This is a genomic window from Buchnera aphidicola (Thelaxes californica) (assembly GCF_005080825.1).
GTDB lineage: Bacteria > Pseudomonadota > Gammaproteobacteria > Enterobacterales > Enterobacteriaceae > Buchnera_I > Buchnera_I aphidicola_V.
On the sequence record NZ_CP034852.1, the window covers coordinates 74203 to 99876 of the forward strand.

The window sequence follows — 25674 nt, forward strand, 5'->3', positions numbered from 1 at the left end:
AAAAAAAAAGTTCAAAAATATTTTAATCTTAAAATTAAATTTTTATATTCAGATGTACGTATTAACACTAGTATGAAGTATATATATCAACTTTTTTTTTCAGATAAATTTTTTAAAATTCAATTAAATTTTGGAACAGAAATAATATTAGTATTATTTTCAATAAATTTAATTAAAAATATGATTGTAAATATGACTGATTCTATTTTAGAATCAGATTTTAATGTTCAAAAAAATTGTCATAATTCTCATACTATAAATTTTTTTAATAAAAAAATTGTGTTTATTTTAACTGAAATATATTGTTTTTTTTTAAAAAAGTATATTTTTACAGAAAATATACAATATACTTTTCAATGGATTTTAAATAAACAAGATTTTGCTTGTTTCAACTATACAAGTAATTGTATTCAAGTACGTTATGATATTACCATTAATAATGGAAAAGAAAGTTTTTTTATATTTTTTCCTATATCAAGTATAAAAAAAATACATACAGTTAATGTGGTTAATTTTGATAATATTCAAAAGAATGCTACAAAAAATAAGTTAAGTGTTAGTAAAATATATAATATAGATATAGTTTTAAATGGATATTTAAAGCATTTTCATTGTATTTCATCCAATGTTAGAAAATGGCAAGTAGGTGATATTATTCCAATTATTTCTCCGAAAGAAATGTATTTAACAGCGAATGGTCAATTAATTGCTTCTGGTAAATATTGTAAAAATCAAACATTTCATGCTTGTTGTTTACAGAAATTTTATTAATATATTTGAAAGTAAAAAGTAGGATGTGATATATGCAAGATTTCAATAATACAAATGAAGAAAAAAAAAATGTACAAAATAATAAAATAAGTAAAAATCTAACTCCAGAAAGTTTTGATTCTTTACACAATCAGTTAAATTTAGAAAAGAATAAAAATGGAGATAAATTAAACGATAGCGATATTACAAATAATAATAGAATTTATATTGATAATATTCCATTAAAAATTACAATTGAACTGGGAACATTAAAAATGCAAATTAAAGATTTATTACATTTAAAGAAAAATTCTGTACTTACTTTAGAACAAGAAATAGGTAGTCCTTTAAATATTTTAATTAATAATCATGTTATTGCTCAAGGAGAAATTGTTGTTATTGATAATAAATATGGTATACGTATTATAAATATTATGCATTCTATTTAATTATGTACGATTTTGTAATCAAAATTATAAGTATATTTTTTTTATTTATTTTTTATAAACATATATAATATTTAATTGAAAAAATAAATATAAAAAACTATATAATTATTGTAAATGTAAATATGGAGTAATTAGATGCAATATCAGTATATTGTAATGTTGCTTACATTATTGCTTTTTCCTTTATGGAGTTTTGCGAGTCCTATAGATGTTATTAATGAATTTTTACAAGGGAAGAGTCAGTTAGGATCTTCATATTTTCCTTTAGAATTATTAATATTTTTAAGTTCATTAAGTTTTATTCCAGCTTTTATTCTTATGATGACTAGTTTTACGCGTATTATTATTGTTTTTGGTTTATTAAGAAACGCTTTAGGTACTCCATACTCTCCTCCTAATCAAATTTTAATCGGTTTGTCTTTATTTTTAACATTTTTTATTATGAACCCTGTTTTTGAACAAGCATATCAGGAATCGTATATTCCTTATTCTCAAAATAAAATAGATATGATTGAAGCTGTAGATAAAGCAATATATCCTTTTCGTAATTTTATGTTAAAACAAATTAAAGATTCTGATTTAATTTTATTTGCAAATTTGTCTAAAATTACAGTCTTAAAAGATAGAGATTCTGTTCCTATGAAAATTATATTACCTGCTTTTATGACCAGTGAAATAAAAACAGGATTTCAGATTGGTTTTTCTATTTTTCTTCCATTTTTAATTATTGACTTATTAGTTGCTAGTGTTTTGATGTCTTTAGGAATGATGATGGTACCTCCTTCTACTGTATCTTTGCCATTTAAGTTAATGTTTTTTATATTATCTGATGGATGGAATTTGTTAATTCGTTCTTTGTTTTATAGTTTTCATACTTAAATAAACATTTTTTTTATTGTATTTTTTTGACAATTTTTCAATATTAGGGATTGATATGACAGAATATACAGTTATGAATATGTTTCATGAAGCAACAAAAGTTGCTTTACTTTTATCTGCTCCTTTATTAATTACTGCTTTAATTAGTGGTTTAATTATTAGTTTTATTCAAGCTATTACACAAATTAATGAACAAAGCTTGTCTTTTATACCTAAAATGATTTCAGTTTTATTAGTATTAACATTGTTAGGATCTTGGATGATTAATATTATTACGAATTATATACATGATTTATTTATTAATATACCATTTTTTATTGTGTGATCAATATGGAAAATATGAATAGTTTATTAGAATTAATGCATTTATCTATTTTTTTTATTTTGTCATTTATCAGAATTTTTTCTTTTTTTTTTTTTATTCCTATGTTTGGAGAAGAATTTTTAAATAATAAAATAAGATTTTTTTTTTCGTTATCATTAGGTTTTTCTATTTTTTTTATTATTCCTTTTCATAATCAATCATTCAATTTTATATTAATCATTTTTTTATCTTTACATGAATTATTAATTGGTTTTGTTTTAGGTTTTTTAATTAAATTAATTTTTTCTATATCAATTTTATCAGGAGAAATAATTAGTTCTCAAATTGGAATATCTTTTGCAAATTTTTTTGATTTTAATGCAAGAATGAATATTTCTGTTATTACACGTTTTTTAAATTTATTTAGTTTATATATTTTTTTATCATTAAATGGTCATTTATGGATAATTAATATTTTAATTCAAAGTTTTTATAAAATTCCAATTGAATTAAATATATTTAATACAAAAAATTTTTTAAAAATTGTTCAATTTATGAGCATTATTTTTTTGAAAAGTATGTTATTAGTACAACCTATCATAATATTTATGTTTACTTTAATGATAACCTTAGCTTTTTTAAACAGAATTTCTCCACAAATTTCTGTTTTTTCAATTTTTTTTCCTATGACAGTATTGAGTGGTTGTTATCTGATATATATTAGTATTCCGATATTTAATATTTTTTTTGAAAAAGTTTTTTTTGAATTATTTACTAACATTCAAAATCATTTTTTATTATTACATTAAGACTATAAAAAAATAAAAAACAATATAAATTGTAATTTTTTGTTTTTATTTTTTTATAGAATATTGTTATTAAAATAAATTATTTATTTTAATTTTATTTCATTATATAAGCAATGTTTTCTAATAAATGGATCATATTTTTTTAATTTAATTTTTTCTGGAGTGTTTCTTTTATTTTTTGTAGTTGTATAAAAATGTTTACTTTTTGTAGACAATAATTTTATTTTTTCTCTGGCTCCTTTTGCCATATTTTCACCTATTTATTTTTTTTTAGATAACAATTTCATTTCATTTAATACTACATTAATTCCTTTTTTATCTATATAACGCATTCCTTTTGTGCTAACTTTTAGTTTGATAAATTTTTTTTGTTCTGCAACCCAAAATCGATGAGTGTGAATATTTAACAAAAATTTTTTTTTTGTTGCATTCATAGCATGTGATCTATTGTTACCAAACATGGCTTTTCTTTTAGTAATTTGACAAATATGTGACATAATATATACCTTCTTATATATATAAAATTTTATTAATAAAAAAAGATATAATATATAATGTAAAATAAAAAAGATTTACATAAATATAATATATAAATAAATTAAAATAATTAAAATATATACATAATAGTGTTATGTATATAACAATTAAATCTTTTTAAAATGATATATTTATATTAATATAATGTGTAAAAAATATTTATATATTAATAAAATAATATTTAAATGGTTATTGAGCTTTATTTTTTTTTTGAAATCTTTCGTAAGATTGAATTATTTCTATTTTAGCAGATCTTTGATCGTTCCATCCAATAATTTTAACCCATTTTTTACTATCTAATTTTTTATAGTTTTCAAAAAAAAAGATGATTTGTTGTTTTAAATAATTAGAAATATCTTCAATATTTTTTATATTTTCATATTCTTTCGAGATGGATTTATGAGGTATCATCAAAATTTTACAATCTTCACCTTTTTCATCAATCATTTTCAACATACCTATTGGTGTACATTTAATTATAGAATTATAAAAAAGAGGGTATGGTGTAATTACTAATGCATCTAATGGATCTTTATCTAAAGATAAAGAATTATTAATGTAACCATAATTAGTTGGGTAAAACATAGTTGTAGGCATAATTCTGTCAACAGACAATAGTCCTGTTTTTTTATCTATTTCATATTTTATTGGAGATGATTGGTAAGGTATTTCAATTGTTACTAAAATATTTTCGGTATCGTACATATTATTACTCCCAATAAATATTGTATATTATAAAAAATATTTTTGTGTGATATGTTAAAAATGTAACAACTTAACATTATTAGAAATTAAATATTATGTATACTAATTTATGTCTGTTATTAAAAAAATTTAATAATATTCATTTAAGATTAAAAATAAAATGTTGAAATTTTTTTTACATTATTTAATGTTTATATAAAAATTTAAAAACAAACAATGATTAAAAATTTAATTGATGTAAGGAAAATATATGTTTAAAATTATTACTAAAAATGAAAAAACAACTAAATTAATTCAAATTATGCAATATATTTTAAAAAAAAAAAAAGTTGATTATGATGAAATAGAAGTGGTTATTTTTAAAAAAAAAGGAATGAGAATTTTAGTTAGAAATTTGCTAACTGAAAATGTTTCATTTCATAATGATATTAGCTTAACTATTACAATTTATCAAGGAAATAAGAAAGGCAGTGCTACAACTTCTGATTTAAGTTTTTATTCAATTGATCAATTAATACAAAAAGTGTTAAGTATTATATCGTATACTCAACGAGATAATTGTGCAGGGTTACCAGATTTATCAATGTCATTATGTACAACATCACAATCTTTGCAAACATTTTTTAATTACTCTTTAGATGTAACATTAGGAATTAAAATTGCATTACAAACTGAACAATCTGCTTTAAATTATGATACAAAAATTTCTAATAGTGAAGGATCTAATTTTGATAGTAATATCAATACATTTATCATAGGAAATAGTACAGGAATAATTAAATCTTATAGTTCATCTGTTTCTTCAATTTCTTCTGAAATAATTGCAGAAAACCATGAGGGTATGCAAAGAGATTATTGTTATTCTATTGTACCTGATCTCAATGATTTATTACTTAATATTGATACAGTTGGTAAAAAAAGTGCTCAAAGAGCGATTATGAAACTGTCTCCAAAAAAAATAAAAAGTACACAATTACCAGTTATATTTACATCAAATTTAGCATCTTCATTTTTTTATGATTTTTCTAAATCTATTAATGGATATAGTGTATATCGACAAACTACTTTTTTATTAGATAAATTGGGAAAAAAAATATTTCCGGAATGGTTAAATATTATTGAAAATCCATTTTTATTTAAAGGACTAGGAACGCAACCTTTTGATGAAGAAGGAATAAATAAATCAATACAAAATATTGTGTATCAAGGTTACTTGTCTACTTGGTTGTTGGATACTTATTCCTCTCGTAAATTGAATATGGTAACTACAGGTAATTGTGGAGGAATTTCTAATTGGGTTGTTAGTTTTGATAAACATATTACTTTTAAAAATTTAATTACGTATATGTATTCAGGTTTATTAATTACTGAATTAATGGGTAGTGGAATAAATATGATAACAGGAGATTTTTCTTATGGAGCTACAGGATTTTTAATAAAAAAAGGGATTATACAACATGCTGTTAGTGAAATTACACTTTCTGGAAATTTAAAAAATATGTTTTTAGGAATAGTAAAAATTAGCAGTGATATAAATATTAATCATAGTATTCGTTCAGGTTCAATTTTATTTGATAATATTCGTGTTTCTGGAATATAAAATATTATATAATTTTATTATTAATGTTAGAAGTTGACTAATAAGCCGGGTTCTGTATTAAACAGTCATTAATCTAGATTAGTAATCACTTACTAATTCAAGCAGCCTACCCGAATTTTTTGAGCTAGGGCTTTGAGCTATAAAATTCTTATTTGGCCTTGCTCCAAGTGGAGTTTACCTTGCCATATATTGTTACCAATTATGCGGTGTGCTTTTACCACACCATTTCACCCTTACCTTAATTTAAATATAAAAAATTTTAAAATTTATATATTTTTTATTACAATATATAAAAAATTAGGCGGTATATTTTCTGTGGCACTAGTCGTAGATTTACATCTCCCAGGTGTTACCTGGCACTTTAGCCCTAGGAGCCCGGACTTTCCTCTCCTAAAATATTTTTTAAAAAATTAGCAGCGACTGTCTTAGTCAACTTCATTACTATATTATATAGTAAGGTTATCTTGGTGTCATTTTTTTATTTATTTTTTAAAAATATATTTATATAAAAAATTTTTTTTTAAATTATGAATTTTCGAAGTATAATAGGCTGCTTTTTGCGTAGTTAAAACGTTTTTTAAAATATTAAAAGTATGCAAAATTTTTACGTTATTGTTTTTTTTTTTTTTTTTTATTATACCTTGAATTAACAGTACTATTTCTCCTTTTAGTATAAAATTATGATTGTTAATTAATTGAATAGCTTGTATTACTGGCATTCTAATAATAGATTCCCAGATTTTGGTTAATTCTTTTACAATTACAATATTTTTATCTTTACCTAAAATTTGCTGTATATCTTGTAAAGTAAATAGTAATCTATGAGGTGATTCATAAAATATTGTTGTTCTTGTTTCATTTAATAATAATTGTATTTTTTTTATACGAGCAATTTTACTAGAAGGTAAAAAACCTTCATAAATAAATTGATTTGTTGGTAATCCAGATGCGATTAAAGCAGTAATAATAGCACATGCACCTGGAAGTGGCACAATTTTAATATTTTGATATAGTAAACATTGTTGTAATAAATAAAATCCAGGATCACTGATCATTGGTGTTCCTGCATTAGATACTAATGCAATATTTTTTTTATTTTTTAGATAATTAATTATTATATTAGTTTTATTTTTTTCATTATATTTATGTAACGATATTAATTTATTATTTATATCGTATGTTTGTAATAGAAATTGAGTATGACGTGTGTTTTCTGCAGCAATACAATCAACAGTTTTTAATATTTTTGTGGCTCTATATGTCATATCAGACAAATTTCCTATAGGAGTGGGAACTATATATAAGATTCCTTGTTGTTCATTTATGTTCATTTGTCTTCTCAAAATTATATATTTTTATTAAATATTATATAGATAATAATTTGATTTTTAAAAAAATTAATACACATATAATGTTATAGATATTTTAAAAAATATTTAAACAAAAATATTTTATGATTATTATAATAATAAGGTAACAATAGTGAAAAGAGTAGTTATTACAGGATTTGGAATTGTTTCTAGTATTGGAAATACTGAACAAGATATTGTTCAGTCTTTACAAAAAGGGCGATCAGGAATACAATTTTCTCAAAAAATGAAACAAAAAAAAATGAAAAGTCAAATATGGGGAAATCTGAATTTACATAATATTAATGTTTTAATTCCTAATAATATATTAAAATATATGAATGATGCAATTAAATATACATATTTATCAATGCAACAATCTATTATAATGTCTTGTTTATGTCCTACATTATATCGTAATAATCCTAGGGTGGGATTAATTGTAGGATCTGGTTCTATTCCAATGAAATCTTGTATGTTAAATATTAACAATATACCAAAAAATAAGTATGGAAAGATGCGGATGAATCCATATTTTATGATTAATTCTATGCCTTCTGGAATTTCTGCAGTACTTTCCACTATTTTTAATATTCAAGGAATATCATATACGATGAGTTCCGCGTGTACTACATCTTCACATTGTATAGGACACTCTTTTGAATTAATTAAACAGGGAAAACAAGATATTATTTTTGCCGGTGGAGGTGAAGAATTAAGTTGGGAATTAGCATTAGCATTTGATTCTATGAGAATATTGTCTAAAAAATATAATTGTCAACCTAGTAATGCTTCTCGTCCATATGATATTGATCGAGATGGTTTTGTAATTTCAGGAGGAGGAGGAATAGTTATTTTAGAAGAATTAAACCATGCTATTTCTCGTTCAGCAAATATTTATGCAGAAATTATAGCATATTCATCTGTTTCTGATGGATTTAACATTACTACTCCTTCTGATAGTGGAGCAATATTATGTATGAATAAAGTCTTAAAAGATATTCATTGTCCTATTGATTATATTAATACACATGGAACTTCTACACAAATAGGAGATAAAAAAGAAGGTCAAGCGATATACGAAGTGTTTAAAAAAAAAAAAGTGTGTCAACCTATGTTATCTTCTACAAAATCCATTACAGGTCATGCGTTAGGAGTATCTGGAGTGCATGAATTAATTTATTGTATATTAATGCTAAAATATAATTTTTTAGCTCCTAATATAAATATAAAACACTTAGATCCTTTTTTTCATCATTTAAATATTATTAGACAAACTGTTTATAAAAAAATATATACTATTATGTCCAATAATTTTGGTTTTGGAGGAACTAATGTTGTATTAATTATAAAAAAATATAATCATACGATATGATAAAAATCATAGTTTTTTGTGTAAATTATTTACATACATTTATATAATAATAAAAGTTGTAATTTTACAAATTATATATTTATTATAAATTGAGGTAATTAAAAATGAATCAATTAGATTATTTAAAAAAAATGAGTATTGTTGTTGCAGATACAGGTGATATTATTTCCATTAAAAAATATCAACCTCAAGATGCAACTACAAACCCTTCATTAATATTAAAAGCTGTAGAATCTGGTATGTATAATCATTTATTACAAACAGCAGTAACATATTCAAAAAAAATAGGTGGTACATATCTTATACAATTACAAAATGCAGTAAAAAAATTATCTGTTTTAATTGGAATAGAAATATTAAACAATATACCTGGTCGAATTTCTACTGAAGTGAATGCAATGTTTTCATTTAGTTATGAAGATTCTTTAAGAGAATCTCGCGATATAATTAATTTATATGAGGAATCAGGTATTAATCGTTCAAGAATATTAATTAAATTAGCTGCAACATGGCAATGTATTTGTGCAGCGCGTGAATTAAAAAAAGAAAATATTCAATGTAATTTAACATTATTATTTTCTTTTGCGCAAGCAAAAGCTTGTGCTGATGCTCAAGTATTTTTAATATCACCTTTTGTTGGAAGAATTTTTGATTGGTATAAAAATAAAAATTTACTACCATATTATTCAATAGATATTGATCCAGGAGTATTATCTGTAAAAAAAATTTTTGATTATTATAAAAAAAATCAATATAAAACAATTATAATGGCAGCTAGTTTTCGTACAATAGAGCAAGTATTAGCATTGTCAGGATGTGATTATTTAACAATTTCTCCGGAATTATTACAATCTTTAAAAGAAAAAAAAACTATGATATCGCTTCAATTAGACAAAAATTCAGTTAATAGTTCAAAAATTATTCCTAAATTTTTATTTACAGAATCTGATTTTTATTTTGAACACAATCAAGATGCAATGGCTGTAGAAAAATTATCTGAAGGTATACGTCAATTTGTTTTTGACCAAAAAAAATTAGAAAAAATATTATCACAATATATATAAATATTTTTATATTATGTTACTTGTATATATAAAATTGTCTTAATAAGGAAAATGTATGTCTTTAATTTTAAAAAAAACTGCTAATGCTTTACGTATGTTAAGTATTGATGCTATTGAAAAAGCACAATCAGGTCATCCTGGAGCTCCTATGGGTATGGCGGATATTGCTGATGTATTGTGGAGAAAATTTTTAAAACATAATCCAAAAAATCCAAAATGGAGTAATCGAGATAGATTTATTTTGTCGAATGGTCATGCTTCAATGTTATTGTATAGTTTATTGCATCTTTCAGGTTATGATATTTCTATAGAACAAATAAAAAATTTTAGAAAATTAAATTCTATTACTCCTGGTCATCCTGAATTTGGACATACTCCTGGAGTAGAAATGACTACCGGACCATTAGGTCAAGGTTTAGCAAATGCTGTTGGAGTAGCAATTGCGGAACGTACTTTTGGAGCTTATTTTAATAGACCAAATTATTCAATTGTAGATCATTATACTTGGGTTTTTGCTGGAGATGGTTGTTTGATGGAAGGTATTTCTCATGAAGTAGCTTCATTAGCTGGTACTTTAAAATTATCAAAATTAATTGTTTTTTATGATCGTAATAATATTTCGATTGATGGTGAAACAAAAGGATGGTTTACTGAAGACGTTGCAAAACGTTTTAAAGCCTATCATTGGAATGTTATTGATAATGTTAATGGTCATGATTTTAATAATATATATCAAGCAATTCATCAAGCAAAAAAACAACAAAAAAAACCTTCTTTAATTATTTGCGATACTATTATTGGTTATGGTTCTCCTAATAAAAGTGGAAAAGAAGAATGTCATGGTGCTCCTTTAGGTGTTGATGAAATATTATTAACAAAAAAATTCTTAAATTGGGAATATGAAGCATTTTATGTACCTACAGAAATATATTCTAAATGGAATTTTCATGATCAAGGAAGTAAATTAGAAAAAAATTGGAAAGAATTATTTACAAAATATAGTATAGAATATCCAGAATTATCTAATGAATATAATAGAAGAATAAATGGTTTATTACCACAAACATGGGAAAAAAATAGTGAATTATATATACAAAGTATATGTAATCTTAACAATGAATTATCAACACGTAAAGCGTCGCAAAATATTTTAGAACAATGGGGTAAATGGTTTCCAGAATTAATTGGAGGTTCTGCAGATTTAGCACCTAGTAATTTAACTATGTGGTCTGGTTCACAATCAATTAAAGATAATATTTCAGGTAATTATATTCATTATGGAGTACGTGAATTTGGTATGACTGCTATTGCTAATGGTATAGCTAATTATGGAGGTTTTATTCCTTATACAGCAACATTTTTAATGTTTGTAGAATATGCAAGGAATGCAGTAAGAATGGCCGCTATGATGAAAATAAAACATATTTTTATATATACTCATGACTCTATCGGTTTAGGTGAAGATGGACCGACACATCAACCAATAGAACAATTAATTAGTTTAAGAACTACACCTAATTTAAATGTTTGGCGTCCTAGTGATCAATTAGAAACAGCAATATCATGGAAATCAGCATTAGAAAGTAAATATACTCCTACTGCTTTAATTTTATCACGTCAAAATTTAGTTCCAATTAATAGAAATAGTATGCAAATAAAAAATATTTATAAAGGTGGTTATGTATTACAAGATTTTAATGCTTATCCAAATTTAATATTAATTAGTAGCGGTTCAGAATTATGGATAACTATGTGTGCAGCAAAAATTTTAAGTAAAAAAGGGTACTCTGTAAGAGTTGTTTCTATGCCTTGTACTAATATTTTTGATGTTCAAAATCCAACTTATAAAAATTTAGTATTACCTAAAAAAGTAAATAAACGTATTGCTATTGAAGCTAGTTCATCTAATTTTTGGTATAAATATGTTGGTTTAGATGGTGTAGTGATAGGAATAGATATGTTTGGGGAGTCTGCTCCAGCTCCAGAATTATTTAAAAAGTTTGGTTTTACAATAAATAATATAGTAAAAAAATCTGAATTATTATTAAATAAATAAATGTTTTTTATAAAATTTTTAAAATTAATATATATAAAATATTTTTATTATTTTTTAAAAATATTTTGGATATTTTTAAAATTATTAATTTTACTTCAATTGTATAAATATACATATTATTATAATTTGATAGCTATTTTAAATATAATAAAAAAATGAAATTATTGTAATTAATTATAAAGGAAAAAGTTTTATGTTAAGTGATATTACTAAACTTACACAAGAATTAGTTCAAATTCCTTCTATAAGTCCTTATGATAAAGGTTGTCAAAAAATTTTAATAGATAGATTATTAAAATTAGATTTTAATGTAGAAGAAATAAATATTAATAATACAAATAATTTTTGGGCATATAAAGGATCAGGAAAGACTTTTGCTTTTTTAGGTCATACAGATGTTGTCCCTCCTGGTAATTTAAATTTATGGAATACACATCCTTTTCAAGGCATTATTAAAAATAATTGTTTATATGGTAGAGGGGCTGCTGATATGAAAGGTTCTTTAGCTGCGATGATAATAGCTATTGAACGTTTTTTTTTAAAAAATCATGGTTTATATAAAGGAAGAATTGCTTTTTTAGTTACTTCGGATGAAGAAGATAAAGGCATAGATGGTATTGCTCAAGTAATCAATATTTTAAAAGAAAAAAAAGAAAAAATTGATTATTGTTTAGTAGGTGAACCTACAAGTACTAATTATATTGGAGATATTATTAAAAATGGAAGACGCGGTTCCGTGAATATTGAATTAGTTATAAAAGGAATACAAGGGCACATTGCGTATCCTCATTTATCAATTAACCCTATTCATAAATCTTTACCATTTTTAGTTGATTTAATGAATAAAGAATGGGATCAAGGTAATCATAATTTTCCTCCTACTATGTTACAAATTTCTAATATTAAAGTAGATACTGAAAAAAATAATGTGACACCTGGTGAAATAATTATTAATTTTAATTTACGTACGAATGGTATTAGAGATATAGAAGATATTAAAAATAATATACAAAAATTATTATCTCAATATAATTTAAAATATTCTATATATTATAATATTTCAGCGAAACCTTATTTTACCAAACCTGGTATATTAATAGATATAGTGCAACAAGCTGTTTTTAAAGAAACTGGTAATTTTCCTAAAAATTCAACTTCAGGAGGTACATCTGATGGTCGTTTTTTATCCGATTTGGGATCTGAAGTAATAGAATTAGGTTTAATTAATCGTACTATTCATCAAATTAACGAAAACGTTCAATTATTAGATTTAAAAATATTATCTCGTATATATCAAAATATTTTAGAATTAATTATGGTTTAAATATTTGTTAATATAATTTAATACATTATAGTTTACTTAATGTTAAATATATTAGATATATACAATTATTTCTTTAATAACATACGTAGTAAAAAGATACTCCGTATGTTTTTTTACTTTTTATTCAGTTTTGATATATATTAATTGATTTTACATGTTTAAAAAAAAATTGATTTGTTTATATAATGTTATAAAGTTGTAATTTTAGTTTAACTAGAATTACATGTTTTAATAACAAATTGATTAATGATATTATTTAATATTTTTTTATTATCACTAGATAACATTGTTAATGGTAGTCTTAGTTTTGAATTTTCAATTAAACCTAATTTTTGAGCGGCCCATTTTACCGGGATAGGATTGGTTTCGATAAAAAGATATTTATGAAGAGGCATTAATAATTGATTAATTAATTGAGCATTATAGTAATCTTCTTTTAAAGCGATTCTACACATTTGAGCCATTTCTTTTGCTGCAATATTTGCAGTTACAGAAATTACTCCATCTCCTCCAAGTTTTATAAAATCTAATGCTGTTGCATCATCACCGCTTAGTAATAAGAAATTTTTTTTGATTAATGTTTTAATTTGATTAATTCTAGATAAATCTCCTGTTGCTTCTTTAATCCCTATGATATTTTTATATTTAGCAAGTTTAGCAATAGTTTCCGGAAGTAAGTCACATCCTGTACGTATAGGTATATTATATAGAATTTGCGGTAAACTAGTATTTTCAGAAATAGATTTGAAATGTTCGTATAATCCTTTTTGAGTAGGTCTATTATAATATGGTGTAACACTTAAGCATGCTGATATTCCTACATTTTCAAATTTTTGAGTTAAATTAATACTTTCTTCAGTTGCATTTGATCCTGTACCAGCAATAATCGGAATTTTTTTTTCTACTAAATCTACAGTACGTAATACTAAATTTATATGTTCTTTTTGACTTAATGTAGAAGATTCTCCTGTTGTGCCTACTGATACAATAGCTGAAGTATTATTTTTAATATGATATGTGATTAAATTTTTTAAACTTTTTGGGCATAATTTACCTTTTTCATCCATGGGGGTAATTAATGCCACTATACTTCCTTTAAACATTTTATTTATCTCTTGAAAAATAGTATTGTAATAAAACTAATATTTACTATTCTTAATAGTTATTAGTTTTTTTTTATTGTATAGTTTTAAAATTTTTATAAAAATATATTTTTTTATTGGAGTATATAATAATTTTTTTATAAAATTGTTTAAAAATATGAATTTATTTGTATTATTATATTTTTATTATGTATTTAAATAGTATTTAAATATATTTTTTTATAATATTATGTATATATTATATGTGTTTTTTCATATTAAAAAAAATTTGTATATTATATATTTATTTGAAATTTATGAAAAATATTTATATCAAATGTATGGAACATTATTAATGTAATTATATTTTTAGGTTATATGAAAGATATTTTTTGTTATTTTTTTAAAAAAAAATTTTTCATAAAAGTATTAACATGTGAACATTGTGCACGATATCTTAAAAAATGGTCCATTAAGATAATTGCTGTCATAGCTTCTGCTATTGGAACAGCTCTTAAACCAACGCAAGGATCATGTCTTCCTGTAGTGATTATTTTTGTTTCCTGATAATTTTCGTTTATTGTAGATGCTGGAATAGCAATACTTGAAGTGGGTTTTAAAGCGATAGTCAATATTATTTGATTACCATTGCTAATTCCTCCTAAAATTCCTCCTGAATGATTACTAAGATATTTTTTTGAAGACATTTCATCTCGATGTAAACTCCCTTTTTGTTCAACTACATTAATACCATCTCCTATTTCTACTGATTTTACTGCATTAATACTCATTAATGCATGTGCTAAATCTGCATCTAATCGATCAAAAACTGGTTCTCCAAGTCCAATAGGGACATTGTTTACTATTATTCTAATTTTAGCTCCAATTGAATCTTTATCTTTTTTTAATTGCTTAATAAAATTTTCTAATTCAACAATTTTTTTTTTATCTGCACAAAAAAATGGATTTTCTTTAATAAAAGATAAATTTGTTTCTTTACATTTAATTGGACCCATTTGTTTAAGATAACCTAATATTTTTATATTACAATTTTCTTTTAAATATTTTTTTGCTATTGCACCAGCTGCAACACGAATTACTGTTTCTCTTGCAGATGATCTTCCTCCTCCTCTATAATCGCGTATTCCATATTTGTAAGTATAAGTAAAATCTGCATGACCAGGACGAAATTTATTTTTTATAGATTGATAATCTTCAGAACGTGTATCTTGATTTTTTATATTTAGACCTATACTGGTTCCTGTTGTTTTTCCTTCAAATATTCCTGATAATATTTCAATAATATCATGTTCGCGACGTTGTGTAGTATATTTTGAATTTCCTGGTTTTCTTTTATTTAGATCTTTTTGTATGTCAGAACATGATAAATACATTCCAGGAGGCATACCATCGATAATTCCTCCTAAAGAAATTCCATGTGATTCTCCAAATGTTGTTACTTTAAATATTTTTCCAATAGTGTTTCCGGACATAAAAATTTTTCCTTGATATAAAGTATATACATTTAATATTTTTTATTTTTAATAATATTAACTATTTTAATATCGTTGAAGTTAAATATTATGTGTATAATAATTAATAATTTAATAAAAAAATTAAAATGAATTTTGTTATATATGTATAAAATACAACATTTTTATTATAAAAAATATTATGTTCGTTTAATATTCTTGAGGTATGAATGTAATTATGAATAAGATAATTGGACAATCTATATGTCCAGATTTTTTTTTATTTCGAGAGCATTGTACAGGAGCACGTGAGTTAGTACAAGATACTATTTTCCATATATCTTCTTCATCTCATTTAAAAAATAAAAAAAATGATAGTTTTAAAAAAAATTTAGAACAAGAAATACATACTTATTTTTTATCTAATTTTGTTAATGCTGTTAATTTTTCAACTAATCCGATTTGTTATTTACGTAATGGTGTAAGTCAAAATAAATTAAAAAATTTAAAAAAAGGTAAGTATCGTCCTGACATTTTTGTTGATTTACATGGATTAAATAAAAAACAAGCAATTTTAGAATTAAGCACATTAATATTTACATGTAAAAAAGAGCATTTATTTTGTGCTAATATTATACATGGACATGGAAAAAATATACTTAAAAACAATATTCCTATATGGTTATCACATCACCCTGATGTTTTAGCATTTTATCAAGATTCTGTATACCAAAATAAAAGTACTTCCATTATAGTTTTAATTGAATTATAAAATTATTTAAATAAAATAATAAAAAATTTTTTTTATGACTTAAATATATATTTAATTAAGTAATTGTATATTAACAACACTCTTTTAAAATAATTAATTTATTATATTTAATATAAAATTTATTAATAAATAATATTAAAATTGTATTTTTTAATTAAAATATCTTGATTGTTATTTTTTTTTGTATTATTTCTGATATATTTATAATAATGAATTATATAAAATAATTAATTTAATCAATGGTATGTATTTTTTTGTTTTTTGTTTAAAACAAATATTTAATTAATTCTTTGGTTATCTTATTTTTTTAAGCTATTTTTTTATTATTATAAAATATAATAAATAATATTTAAATTGTAACAATTTTAAATTGTGAGAATGTTTTAAAAATATGAATATCTATTTTAATAGATTAATACCATTATTCAATGATATATATGATAAAAAAATAGATTTTTGATTTTTGATAACATTTTTACAGGAATTTATAAACATGTCGATTAATAATAGATTGCGTATTGCAATACAAAAATCTGGAAGATTAAGTCAAGATTCAAAAAAAATGTTACTGAGGTGTGGTATTAAAATTAATTTAGATACAAATAAATTAATTGCATTTTCCGAAAATATGCCTATTGATGTAATGTGTGTAAGAGATGATGATATACCTGGTTTAATAATAGATAAAGTAGTCGATTTAGGAATAGTAGGAGAAAATGTATTAGAAGAAGAAATATTAAGACGTCAATTTCAAAAAAAAGATATATCTTATAAAATTTTGCAACGTTTAGATTTTGGAAAATGTCGGTTATCTTTAGGTATACCCATTAATAGAAAATATACATCTATACAAAATTTTTCTAATCTTAGAATTGCAACTTCTTATCCTTATATTTTAAAAAATTTTTTTGATGCAAAATCAATTATTTTTCAATCTTTCGTTCTCAATGGTTCTGTAGAAGTTGCTCCTCAAGTGGGATTAGCAGATGCAATATGTGATTTAGTGTCTACAGGAGCTACATTAGAAGCTAATGGTTTACGAGAAGTAGAGATTGTATATCGTTCTCAAGCATGTCTTATATCTCAATCAAAACATGTATCTTTTCAAAAAACAGCTTTAATTAACAAATTAATTACGAGAATTCGAGGTGTTATTAAAGCAAGAGAATCTAAATATATTATGTTGCATGCTCCTATTATTAAATTAGAAGAAGTAAAAAAACTGTTAAGAGGAGCTGAACAACCTACTATTTTAAAACTTTCTGGAGATAAAAATAGAGTAGCTATGCATATGGTGAGTAGTGAAACACTTTTTTGGGAAACAATGGAAAAATTAAAGTGTTTAGGAGCTAGTTCTATTTTAGTGTTACCGATCGAAAAAATGATGGAGTAAAATAATGAATATATGTAAAAATATATATTATTGGTCAAATTTAAATGCACAAGATAAAAAACAAATTTTATCTCGTCCTGCTGTGACTAATAAAAAACAAATTGCAAAAGATGTAGAAAATATTATACATACAGTCAAAAAAGAACGGAATCAAGCATTATATAAATATTCTAAATTATTTGACAATTTTACTATTAAAGATATTAAAAAAAAAAATATAGACATTATCAATTCAAAGAATTTGGTTTCTCAAGAATTTAAAAAAGCAGTACAAATTGCTAAAAAAAATATTTTTAAATTTCATAATTTACAAAAATTACATGAAATTGATATAGAAATTCAACCTGGAATACGTTGTCAAAAATTAATTCGTCCAATAGAATCTGTTGGATTATATATACCTGGAGGTACAGCTCCTTTAATTTCAACAGTATTAATGTTAGCTATTCCTGCGATGATTGCTCAATGTAAAAATATTGTTTTATGTTCTCCACCTAAAATTAGTAATGAAATTTTATACTCTGCATATTCTTGCGGAATTGAAACTATATATGAAATTGGAGGAGCACAAGCAATAGCTGCTTTAGCTTTTGGAACTGAATCTATTAATAAAGTTGATAAAATTTTTGGACCTGGGAATGCTTATGTAACTGAGGCAAAATTACAAGTAAGTAAAATTATTAATGGTCCTAGTATTGATATGTTAGCAGGTCCTTCTGAATTATTAATCATTGCTGATGAAACATCAAGGGCAGATTTTATTGCTTTAGATATGTTATCACAATCTGAACATGGTTATGATTCTCAAATTATACTTGTTACTTCCAGTATTAATATTGCTGAAGAAGTAATAATTCACATAAAAAATTTTTTAAAAAATTCTGATAGAATAGATTGTATTAATAGTTCTCTTAATAATAGTAAAATTATTATTACTAATGATATTATGGAATGTATATTTATATCTAACCTTTATGCTCCAGAGCATCTTATTATTCAAACAAAAAATCCAAGGTCTTTATTAAAAAATATTATTAATGCTGGTTCTATTTTTTTAGGTTTATGGTCTCCTGAGTCTGCAGGTGATTATGCGTCAGGAACTAATCATGTTTTACCAACTTATGGATCTGCTCGTTCTATATCAGGATTAGGAGTATCTGATTTTCAAAAAAGCATGACAGTACAAGAATTAACTTGTTCCGGATTATCTAATATTGCACATACGATTGAAATTTTAGCTGAATCAGAACAGCTAATTGCTCATAAAAATGCTGTTTCATTCCGTTTATCAACAATTATGGATAACTTGAATGATGTTTGATTTATTAAAAAAGATAACAAAAAAAAATTTAAAAAATTTTATTCCTTATGAGTCAGCTCGAACATTAAAAAAAAAAGGTGATATTTGGTTAAATGCAAATGAGTTGCCACATGATATAAACATTAAAATACAACACAATATGTTAAATCGCTATCCAGAAAATCAACCTAAAGAACTCATTGAGCAATATGCTAAGTATTCTTATGTGGATTTTAATAATATTATTATTACTCGAGGTGCAGATGAAGGTATTGAATTATTAATGAAAGCTTTTTGTGAACCTAATATTGATGCTATTATTACTTTTCCTCCTACTTATCCAATGTATAAAGTGAATGCAGAAATAATGGGTATACAAAATCATGAAATATCTTTAATTAATGATCATTGGGATATTAATTTTATTAAAATTCAAAAAATTAGTAAAAATATTAAAATCATTTATATATGTAGACCAAATAATCCTACTGGACATATAATTAAATTAAATACAATAATTTTTTTATTAAAATTTTTTATCAAAACCGCTTTAGTAGTTGTAGATGAAGCATATATTGAATTTTCTATAAAAAATAATTTATCATTTTTAATAAATGATTTTCCTAATTTAGTCTTACTAAGAACATTATCAAAAGCTTTTGGTTTAGCTGGTTTAAGATGTGGTTTTATTTTATCCAATGTCAAAATTATTAATGTATTAAAAAATATTATTACTCCTTATCCTATTGCTTCTGTAGTTTCAAATATTGCTGTACATTTTTTAAATCAAAATATGATTAAAACTATGCAACAACGTGTAAAAAAAATAAATGAAACAAAAGTATGGTTTATTCAACAATTAAAACATGTTAAATATATAAAAAAAATATTTAATAGTGAAGGTAATTATGTTTTATTAGAACTTTTCGAATTTAATTCTATTATTAATTATTTATCTCATTCTGGTATTGTTATTAGACCTCAAAATGATAAAATTTTGCTTCAAAATCATATTAGAATTTCTATAGGTACAAAAGAAGATTGTTTAGAAGTATTAAGAATATTCAAAGAATATAGCTTGTAAATAAATTTAAAGGAAAGGTATGTCGAATAATATATTATTTATTGATAGAGATGGAACAATAGTTTCAGAACCAACATTAGATTATCAGATTGATACTTTGGAAAAAATTGTTTTAGAACCTCATGTAATTACTACTTTATTAAATTTGAAAAAATTAGGATATTGTTTAGTTTTATTTACAAATCAAGATGGTTTAGGCAGTAATTGTTTTCCTTTTTATAATTTTTATAATACACATAATTTTATATTACAAATATTTAGATCTCAAGGAGTTATTTTTGATGACATATTAATATGTCCTCATAAACCAGAAGATAATTGTGAGTGTAGAAAACCGAAATTACAACTTTTGAAGGGTTGGATCATTAATAATTTAATTAATAAAAATAATAGTTATGTTATAGGTGATCGATTATCAGATATGAAGTTAGCACAAAATATTGGTATACAAGGTTTGCATTATAAACAACAATTTTTATCTTGGATAGATATTGAAAAAAAAATTACAAATCAAAAAAGATGTTTTTCTGTTTTTAGAAATACTAAAGAAACTAGTATTTGTATTAAAACGCACATTAATAATAATAAAGGTCTTAATATTATTACGACTGGAATTGGATTTTTTGATCATATGTTAGAGCAAATTGCTGTACATAGTGGTATTAATTTTGATATTCATGTTTTGAAAGGTGATTTAAATGTTGATGAACATCATACTGTAGAAGATACTGCGTTAGTTTTAGGAAAAGCATTATATAAAGTGATTAGATATAATAAAAAAAATAATCATCGTTTTGGTTTTATGTTACCAATGGATGAAAGTATTTCTCATTGTGTTTTAGATATATCGAATCGACCATATTTAGTATTTAATGTACAATTCAAAAATTCTACTATTGGAAATTTTCATACAGAAATGATTCAACATTTTTTTAGAACTTTAGTTTTTTCTATGAAAATTACTTTGCATTTTCAAGCTACTGGAAATAATGATCATCATTTATGTGAAGCATTATTTAAATCATTTGGTCAAACTTTAAGGCAAGCTATAAAACATTTAAAACATGATGTTTTATTAAGTTCAAAAGGAATTTTATAAATGAGTATAGTAATTGTTGATACTCATTGTGCTAACTTAGCATCTTTAAAATGGGCTATTTTAAAATTAGGTTATACTGTTGAAGTGACAAATAATCCTTCTATTATTTTAAATGCAAAAAAAATAATTCTTCCTGGAGTTGGAACTGCTCGGGAAGCAATGAAACAATTAACTTTACATAATTTATCTGAAGCTCTTTGTATATGTACACAACCCGTACTTGGAATTTGTTTAGGTATGCAATTGTTTGGATCATTTAGTTCAGAAGGAGGAATAGTTAAAGGTTTAAATATTATTAATTCTTCTATTCGTGTATTTAAAAAAAATATTTATCCGATTCCACACATGGGATGGAATACAATTTCGATTAAAAAAAAATGTTCTTTGTTAAAAGGAATAACAAATATGGATCGTTTTTATTTTGTTCATAGTTATATTTTTCCTATGATGAAATATACGCTTGCTAGCACTTATTATGGAGAAGACTTTAGTTCCATTATTCATTTTAATAATTTTTATGGAGTACAATTTCATCCTGAAAAATCAGGAGTAGTAGGATCAATTTTTTTAAGAAATTTTTTGGAGTTATAGTAAATGATTATACCAGCTATAGATTTGTTAAATGAAAAGATTGTTCGATTATATCAAGGAAATTATACGGAAGTTTTACATTATTCATATCAATTAAAAGATTTAATTGATTTATATTCTTTAAATAATATACAAAGACTACATATAGTCGATTTGCAAGCAGCTATGAATCCTCATAATAAACAACATCGTTTTATTGAATCTCTTTTTCAATTTATCAATATTCCTATACAAATTGGTGGTGGTATTAGAAATGATAAAGATATAGAATTTTTTTTAAAATATGATAATACTCGAGTAGTGATCGGTTCTGCAGCAACGAATAATATTAATGAAGTAAAAAATTGGTTTAAAATATATACAGGAGAAAAAATAGTATTAGCATTAGATATACATATTCAAGAAAATAACAAAAAGTTAATTTATACACATGGATGGAAAAAAAAATCTATTTTTGTATTAGAAGAATTAATAGAAATATTTTCAGAATATGGATTAAAACATATTTTATGTACTGATATTTCTAAAGATGGTACATTACATGGACCAAATTGTAAATTGTATAATGATATGACTAAGCAATTTCCTCATTTATGTATTCAAGCATCAGGAGGTATTGGTTCAATATCTGATATTATTAAAGTAAAACAAACAAAAGTCAACAGTGTAATTATAGGAAGAGCTTTATTAGAAAATAAATTTACAATTAAAGAGGCAATAGAATGTTGGCAAAAAGAATAATTCCTTGTTTAGATGTAAAAGATGGAATTGTAGTTAAAGGAATACAATTTAAAAATCATCAAAAAATAGGCAATATTCTTAAATTAGCTAAAAAATATGCAGATAATGGAGCAGATGAATTAGTTTTTTATGATATTACTGCATCTTCTAATAATACTTTATTAAATAAAAAATGGGTAGAACAAGTTGCTGAATTAATTAATATTCCTTTTTGTGTGGCAGGAGGTATTAAAAATATAAAAGAAGCAAGAACAATGTTATCTTTAGGAGCTGATAAAATCTCTATTAATTCTCCTGCTATTCATGATCCTTTTTTAATTAGCCGTCTTGCTGATACATTTGGTGTTCAGTGTGTTGTAGTAGGAATAGATTCTTGGTATAACACAATAAATAAACAATATCATGTTTTTCAATATACTGGAATTCAAGAAAAAATGATACAAACATCTTTATATACTGATGAATGGGTAGAAAAAGTACAACAATTAGGAGCTGGAGAAATTGTTTTAAATGTTATGAATGAAGATGGTAATCAAAATGGTTATGATGTAAAACAGTTAACATATATTAGAAATTTATGTCATGTTCCTTTAATTGCTTCAGGAGGAGCTGGGAAAAAAGAAGATTTTTATCATGTATTTAATATAGCAAAAGTTGATGGTGCTTTAGCTGCATCAGTATTTCATAAAAACATTATTAATATCTTAGATTTAAAACAATTTTTATTTAAAAATAATATTGAGGTTCGGTTATGTTAAATGATATAGACATTTTATCAAAAATTGATTGGAAAAAAACTAATGGAAATGTTCCTGTTATTATTCAAAATTATTTGTCAGGGGAAGTATTAATGCATGCTTACATGAATAATGTAGCATTAGAAAAAAGTATACAAGATCAAGAAGTTGTTTTAAACTCTAGAACGAAAAAAAGACTATGGAAAAAAGGAGAAACTTCTGGTAATTTTTTAAAAATAAAAAAAATTATTTCTGATTGTGATAGTGATTGTTTATTAATAATGGTTGAACCAGTAGGTGTTTCTTGTCATTTAAATCAAATTAGTTGCTTTTATTCCGATCATAATATTCATCGACCAATATTGTTTTTTTTACACTCTTTAGATAAATTAATTGAATCGAAAAAATCATTACAAGATCAAACATCTTATACTTGTAAATTATATAAAACAGGAATATCAAGAATTGCTCAAAAATTGGGTGAAGAATCAATTGAAACAATAATAGCTGCTGTACAATCTAATAAAAATAACTTTGTGAATGAAGCATCAGATTTAATGTACCATTATTTAGTACTTTTACATAGTAAAAATATAAATATATATTCTATTATATCTAATTTACAAAAACGTTTTTTAAAAAAAAAAACATCATCTTGTTAATGATATAAATATTTTTATTATAATTTTTTTTCTTATTTATTCTTTTGTTTTTTATAAAGTTTATTATGTTAATGATGTATAATTTTATTAAACATTTTATTTTATTAATATAAAAATATTATTAGGAAGAAATATGTTCAAGCAAAAAATCGGTGTTATTGGTATGGGAGTTATGGGATATAATTTATCTTTAAATATGGAAAGAAATAATTTTTCTGTTTCAATTTTTAATCGTTCATCACATAAAACTCAATCAATAAAGATAAAACATCCTCATCAGGATATTATACCTTTTTTTACTATTAAAGATTTTGTAAAATCTTTAGACAGACCTAGACGTATTTTGTTAATGGTAAAAGCTGGAAAAGTTACTGATGATATTATTCAATCTTTATTACCTTTTTTACAGCCTCAAGATATAATCATTGATGGTGGAAATAGTTTTTATAAAGATACTATTAGAAGAGAAAAAGCATTATCCAACAACAATATTTATTTTATTGGAGCAGGTATTTCAGGTGGAGAAGATGGAGCTTTGAATGGACCTTGTATTATGCCAGGTGGAACTGAAAAAGCGTATAATTTTATTAAACCTATTTTTCAAAAAATTGCTGCAAAATTAGATAAAGATTCTTGTGTTGATTATATTGGTCCTGATGGATCTGGTCATTATGTAAAAATGGTACATAATGGTATTGAATATGGAGATATGCAATTAATTGCAGAATCGTATTTTTTGTTAAAAATATTATTAAAATTAAAAAATGAAGACATTGCTGATATATTTGAACTTTGGAACAAAGGAGAATTAAAAAGTTATTTAATTGAAATAACTGCAAAAATTATAAGAAAAAAAGATAACAAAGGAAAATATTTGATAGATTCAATTTTAGACGTGGCTGAAAATAAAGGAACAGGAAGATGGGTAGTCGAAGCTTCTTTAGATTTAGGGGAACCATTAACTTTAATTGCTGCATCAGTTTTTGCTAGATATTTATCTAGTATGAAAGCTCAGAGAATACAGGCTAATCAAGTATTAAAAGGACCTATATGTCATCCAGTCATATTAAAAAAAAATATTTTTATTGAACAAGTTCGTCGTTCTTTATATTTAGGTAAAGTAATATCTTATGCTCAAGGTTTTTCACAATTACAACAAGCTTCAGACAAATATAATTGGAATCTTAATTTAAGTAGTATTGCTAATATTTTTCGTTCTGGATGTATTATTCGTGCTAATTTTTTACAAAAAATTCATGATGCATATTATAAAGATAAACATTTATTAAATTTAATTTTATCTCCTTATTTTTTAGAAATTGCTAATACATATCATGATGATTTAAGAAAAATTGTTATTTTATCTATTCAAAAAGGTATAAGTATACCTACTTTTCTTGCTTCTATTACTTATTACGATGGTTATCGTACTAATATTTCGAATGCTAATTTAATTCAAGCTCAAAGAGATTTTTTTGGTTCACATACTTATCAACGTATTGATAAGAAAGGAATTTTTCATACGGAATGGACTAATTAA

At 23.6% G+C, this 25674-nt stretch carries 26 protein-coding genes and 1 other RNA gene; 20 read left to right on the forward strand and 7 right to left on the reverse strand.

Features of this window, described 5'->3' with window-relative positions; genetic code table 11:
- The 5 genes from D9V80_RS00350 to fliR all read left to right on the forward strand — a co-directional run.
- The coding region (locus D9V80_RS00350) for a hypothetical protein (RefSeq protein ID WP_187306499.1) at positions 1-771 on the forward strand (771 nt) is incomplete at its 5' end.
- Between the two features lie 32 nt (positions 772-803).
- Complete coding sequence (fliN, locus tag D9V80_RS00355; protein WP_158353116.1) at positions 804-1199, forward strand: flagellar motor switch protein FliN; 396 nt, start codon at positions 804-806, stop codon at positions 1197-1199.
- Between the two features lie 135 nt (positions 1200-1334).
- The gene (gene fliP, locus D9V80_RS00360) at positions 1335-2078 is read left to right on the forward strand and encodes a flagellar type III secretion system pore protein FliP (RefSeq protein ID WP_158353118.1); all 744 of its coding nucleotides are present in this window, start codon (positions 1335-1337) and stop codon (positions 2076-2078) included.
- A gap of 55 nt (positions 2079-2133) precedes the next feature.
- Complete coding sequence (fliQ, locus tag D9V80_RS00365) at positions 2134-2403, forward strand: flagellar biosynthesis protein FliQ (protein ID WP_158353121.1); 270 nt, start codon at positions 2134-2136, stop codon at positions 2401-2403.
- Between the two features lie 5 nt (positions 2404-2408).
- Complete coding sequence (gene fliR / locus D9V80_RS00370; protein ID WP_158353123.1) at positions 2409-3191, forward strand: flagellar biosynthetic protein FliR; 783 nt, start codon at positions 2409-2411, stop codon at positions 3189-3191.
- 83 nt (positions 3192-3274) lie between these two features.
- Here fliR and rpmG read toward each other — a convergent pair whose 3' ends face one another.
- The 3 genes from rpmG to ppa form a co-directional block, all read right to left on the reverse strand.
- A complete protein-coding gene (rpmG, locus tag D9V80_RS00375) occupies positions 3275-3439 on the reverse strand; it encodes a 50S ribosomal protein L33 (RefSeq protein WP_158353125.1) in 165 nt (54 codons plus the stop codon).
- A gap of 12 nt (positions 3440-3451) precedes the next feature.
- Positions 3452-3688, reverse strand: coding sequence for a 50S ribosomal protein L28 (gene rpmB, locus D9V80_RS00380; RefSeq protein ID WP_158353127.1), 237 nt, complete (start codon positions 3686-3688; stop codon positions 3452-3454).
- A 229-nt stretch (positions 3689-3917) separates the two neighbouring features.
- A complete protein-coding gene (ppa, locus tag D9V80_RS00385) occupies positions 3918-4433 on the reverse strand; it encodes an inorganic diphosphatase (protein WP_158353129.1) in 516 nt (171 codons plus the stop codon).
- A 250-nt stretch (positions 4434-4683) separates the two neighbouring features.
- Here ppa and D9V80_RS00390 point away from each other — a divergent pair, with 250 nt between their 5' ends.
- Positions 4684-6033 carry a metallopeptidase TldD-related protein gene (locus D9V80_RS00390; RefSeq protein WP_158353131.1) on the forward strand — a complete coding sequence of 450 codons (1350 nt, stop codon included), beginning with the start codon at positions 4684-4686 and terminating at the stop codon, positions 6031-6033.
- Between the two features lie 25 nt (positions 6034-6058).
- Here the strand turns inward: D9V80_RS00390 and rnpB are convergent.
- Positions 6059-6470: RNase P RNA component class A (gene rnpB / locus D9V80_RS00395), an RNA gene on the reverse strand.
- Positions 6471-6515: 45 nt separating this feature from the next.
- On the reverse strand, positions 6516-7364 hold the full coding sequence (rsmI, locus tag D9V80_RS00400; RefSeq protein WP_158353134.1) for a 16S rRNA (cytidine(1402)-2'-O)-methyltransferase: 849 nt from the start codon (positions 7362-7364) through the stop codon (positions 6516-6518).
- Between the two features lie 151 nt (positions 7365-7515).
- On the opposite strand from rsmI, the gene D9V80_RS00405 reads away from it, so the two are divergent.
- The 4 genes from D9V80_RS00405 to dapE all read left to right on the forward strand — a co-directional run bounded on the left by D9V80_RS00405 (position 7516) and on the right by dapE (position 13201).
- A complete protein-coding gene (locus D9V80_RS00405; RefSeq protein WP_158353136.1) occupies positions 7516-8757 on the forward strand; it encodes a beta-ketoacyl synthase N-terminal-like domain-containing protein in 1242 nt (413 codons plus the stop codon).
- A gap of 104 nt (positions 8758-8861) precedes the next feature.
- Positions 8862-9821: a transaldolase gene (tal, locus tag D9V80_RS00410; RefSeq protein WP_158353138.1), complete on the forward strand. Its 960-nt coding sequence runs from the start codon at positions 8862-8864 to the stop codon at positions 9819-9821.
- A 55-nt stretch (positions 9822-9876) separates the two neighbouring features.
- Entirely contained in the window at positions 9877-11877 is a 2001-nt protein-coding gene (gene tkt / locus D9V80_RS00415; RefSeq protein ID WP_158353140.1) for a transketolase, read from the forward strand.
- 193 nt (positions 11878-12070) lie between these two features.
- The gene (dapE, locus tag D9V80_RS00420; RefSeq protein ID WP_158353142.1) at positions 12071-13201 is read left to right on the forward strand and encodes a succinyl-diaminopimelate desuccinylase; all 1131 of its coding nucleotides are present in this window, start codon (positions 12071-12073) and stop codon (positions 13199-13201) included.
- A gap of 209 nt (positions 13202-13410) precedes the next feature.
- Here dapE and dapA read toward each other — a convergent pair whose 3' ends face one another.
- Positions 13411-14304: a 4-hydroxy-tetrahydrodipicolinate synthase gene (dapA, locus tag D9V80_RS00425; protein WP_158353144.1), complete on the reverse strand. Its 894-nt coding sequence runs from the start codon at positions 14302-14304 to the stop codon at positions 13411-13413.
- Between the two features lie 374 nt (positions 14305-14678).
- Positions 14679-15776 carry a chorismate synthase gene (aroC, locus tag D9V80_RS00430; protein ID WP_158353145.1) on the reverse strand — a complete coding sequence of 366 codons (1098 nt, stop codon included), beginning with the start codon at positions 15774-15776 and terminating at the stop codon, positions 14679-14681.
- Between the two features lie 217 nt (positions 15777-15993).
- On the opposite strand from aroC, the gene smrB reads away from it, so the two are divergent.
- The 10 genes from smrB to gnd all read left to right on the forward strand — a co-directional run bounded on the left by smrB (position 15994) and on the right by gnd (position 25674).
- Entirely contained in the window at positions 15994-16527 is a 534-nt protein-coding gene (gene smrB / locus D9V80_RS00435) for an endonuclease SmrB (RefSeq protein WP_158353147.1), read from the forward strand.
- A gap of 493 nt (positions 16528-17020) precedes the next feature.
- Positions 17021-17920, forward strand: coding sequence for an ATP phosphoribosyltransferase (gene hisG / locus D9V80_RS00440; RefSeq protein WP_158353149.1), 900 nt, complete (start codon positions 17021-17023; stop codon positions 17918-17920).
- 4 nt (positions 17921-17924) lie between these two features.
- Positions 17925-19241, forward strand: coding sequence for a histidinol dehydrogenase (gene hisD, locus D9V80_RS00445; RefSeq protein ID WP_158353152.1), 1317 nt, complete (start codon positions 17925-17927; stop codon positions 19239-19241).
- Complete coding sequence (gene hisC / locus D9V80_RS00450) at positions 19231-20304, forward strand: histidinol-phosphate transaminase (RefSeq protein ID WP_158353154.1); 1074 nt, start codon at positions 19231-19233, stop codon at positions 20302-20304. The genes hisD and hisC overlap by 11 nt, the downstream gene beginning before the upstream one ends.
- 19 nt (positions 20305-20323) lie before the next feature.
- Positions 20324-21403, forward strand: a complete 1080-nt coding sequence (gene hisB / locus D9V80_RS00455; RefSeq protein ID WP_158353156.1) for a bifunctional histidinol-phosphatase/imidazoleglycerol-phosphate dehydratase HisB — start codon at positions 20324-20326, stop codon at positions 21401-21403.
- On the forward strand, positions 21404-21994 hold the full coding sequence (hisH, locus tag D9V80_RS00460; RefSeq protein WP_158353158.1) for an imidazole glycerol phosphate synthase subunit HisH: 591 nt from the start codon (positions 21404-21406) through the stop codon (positions 21992-21994).
- A gap of 3 nt (positions 21995-21997) precedes the next feature.
- Positions 21998-22735 (forward strand): HisA/HisF-related TIM barrel protein, encoded by a 738-nt coding sequence (locus D9V80_RS00465; RefSeq protein WP_158353160.1) that lies wholly within the window; start codon positions 21998-22000, stop codon positions 22733-22735.
- On the forward strand, positions 22717-23493 hold the full coding sequence (gene hisF, locus D9V80_RS00470) for an imidazole glycerol phosphate synthase subunit HisF (RefSeq protein ID WP_158353162.1): 777 nt from the start codon (positions 22717-22719) through the stop codon (positions 23491-23493). Before D9V80_RS00465 ends, hisF begins: the two co-directional genes overlap by 19 nt.
- A complete protein-coding gene (hisIE, locus tag D9V80_RS00475; RefSeq protein ID WP_158353164.1) occupies positions 23487-24134 on the forward strand; it encodes a bifunctional phosphoribosyl-AMP cyclohydrolase/phosphoribosyl-ATP diphosphatase HisIE in 648 nt (215 codons plus the stop codon). Before hisF ends, hisIE begins: the two co-directional genes overlap by 7 nt.
- Before the next feature lie 133 nt (positions 24135-24267).
- Positions 24268-25674 (forward strand): decarboxylating NADP(+)-dependent phosphogluconate dehydrogenase, encoded by a 1407-nt coding sequence (gene gnd, locus D9V80_RS00480; protein ID WP_158353166.1) that lies wholly within the window; start codon positions 24268-24270, stop codon positions 25672-25674.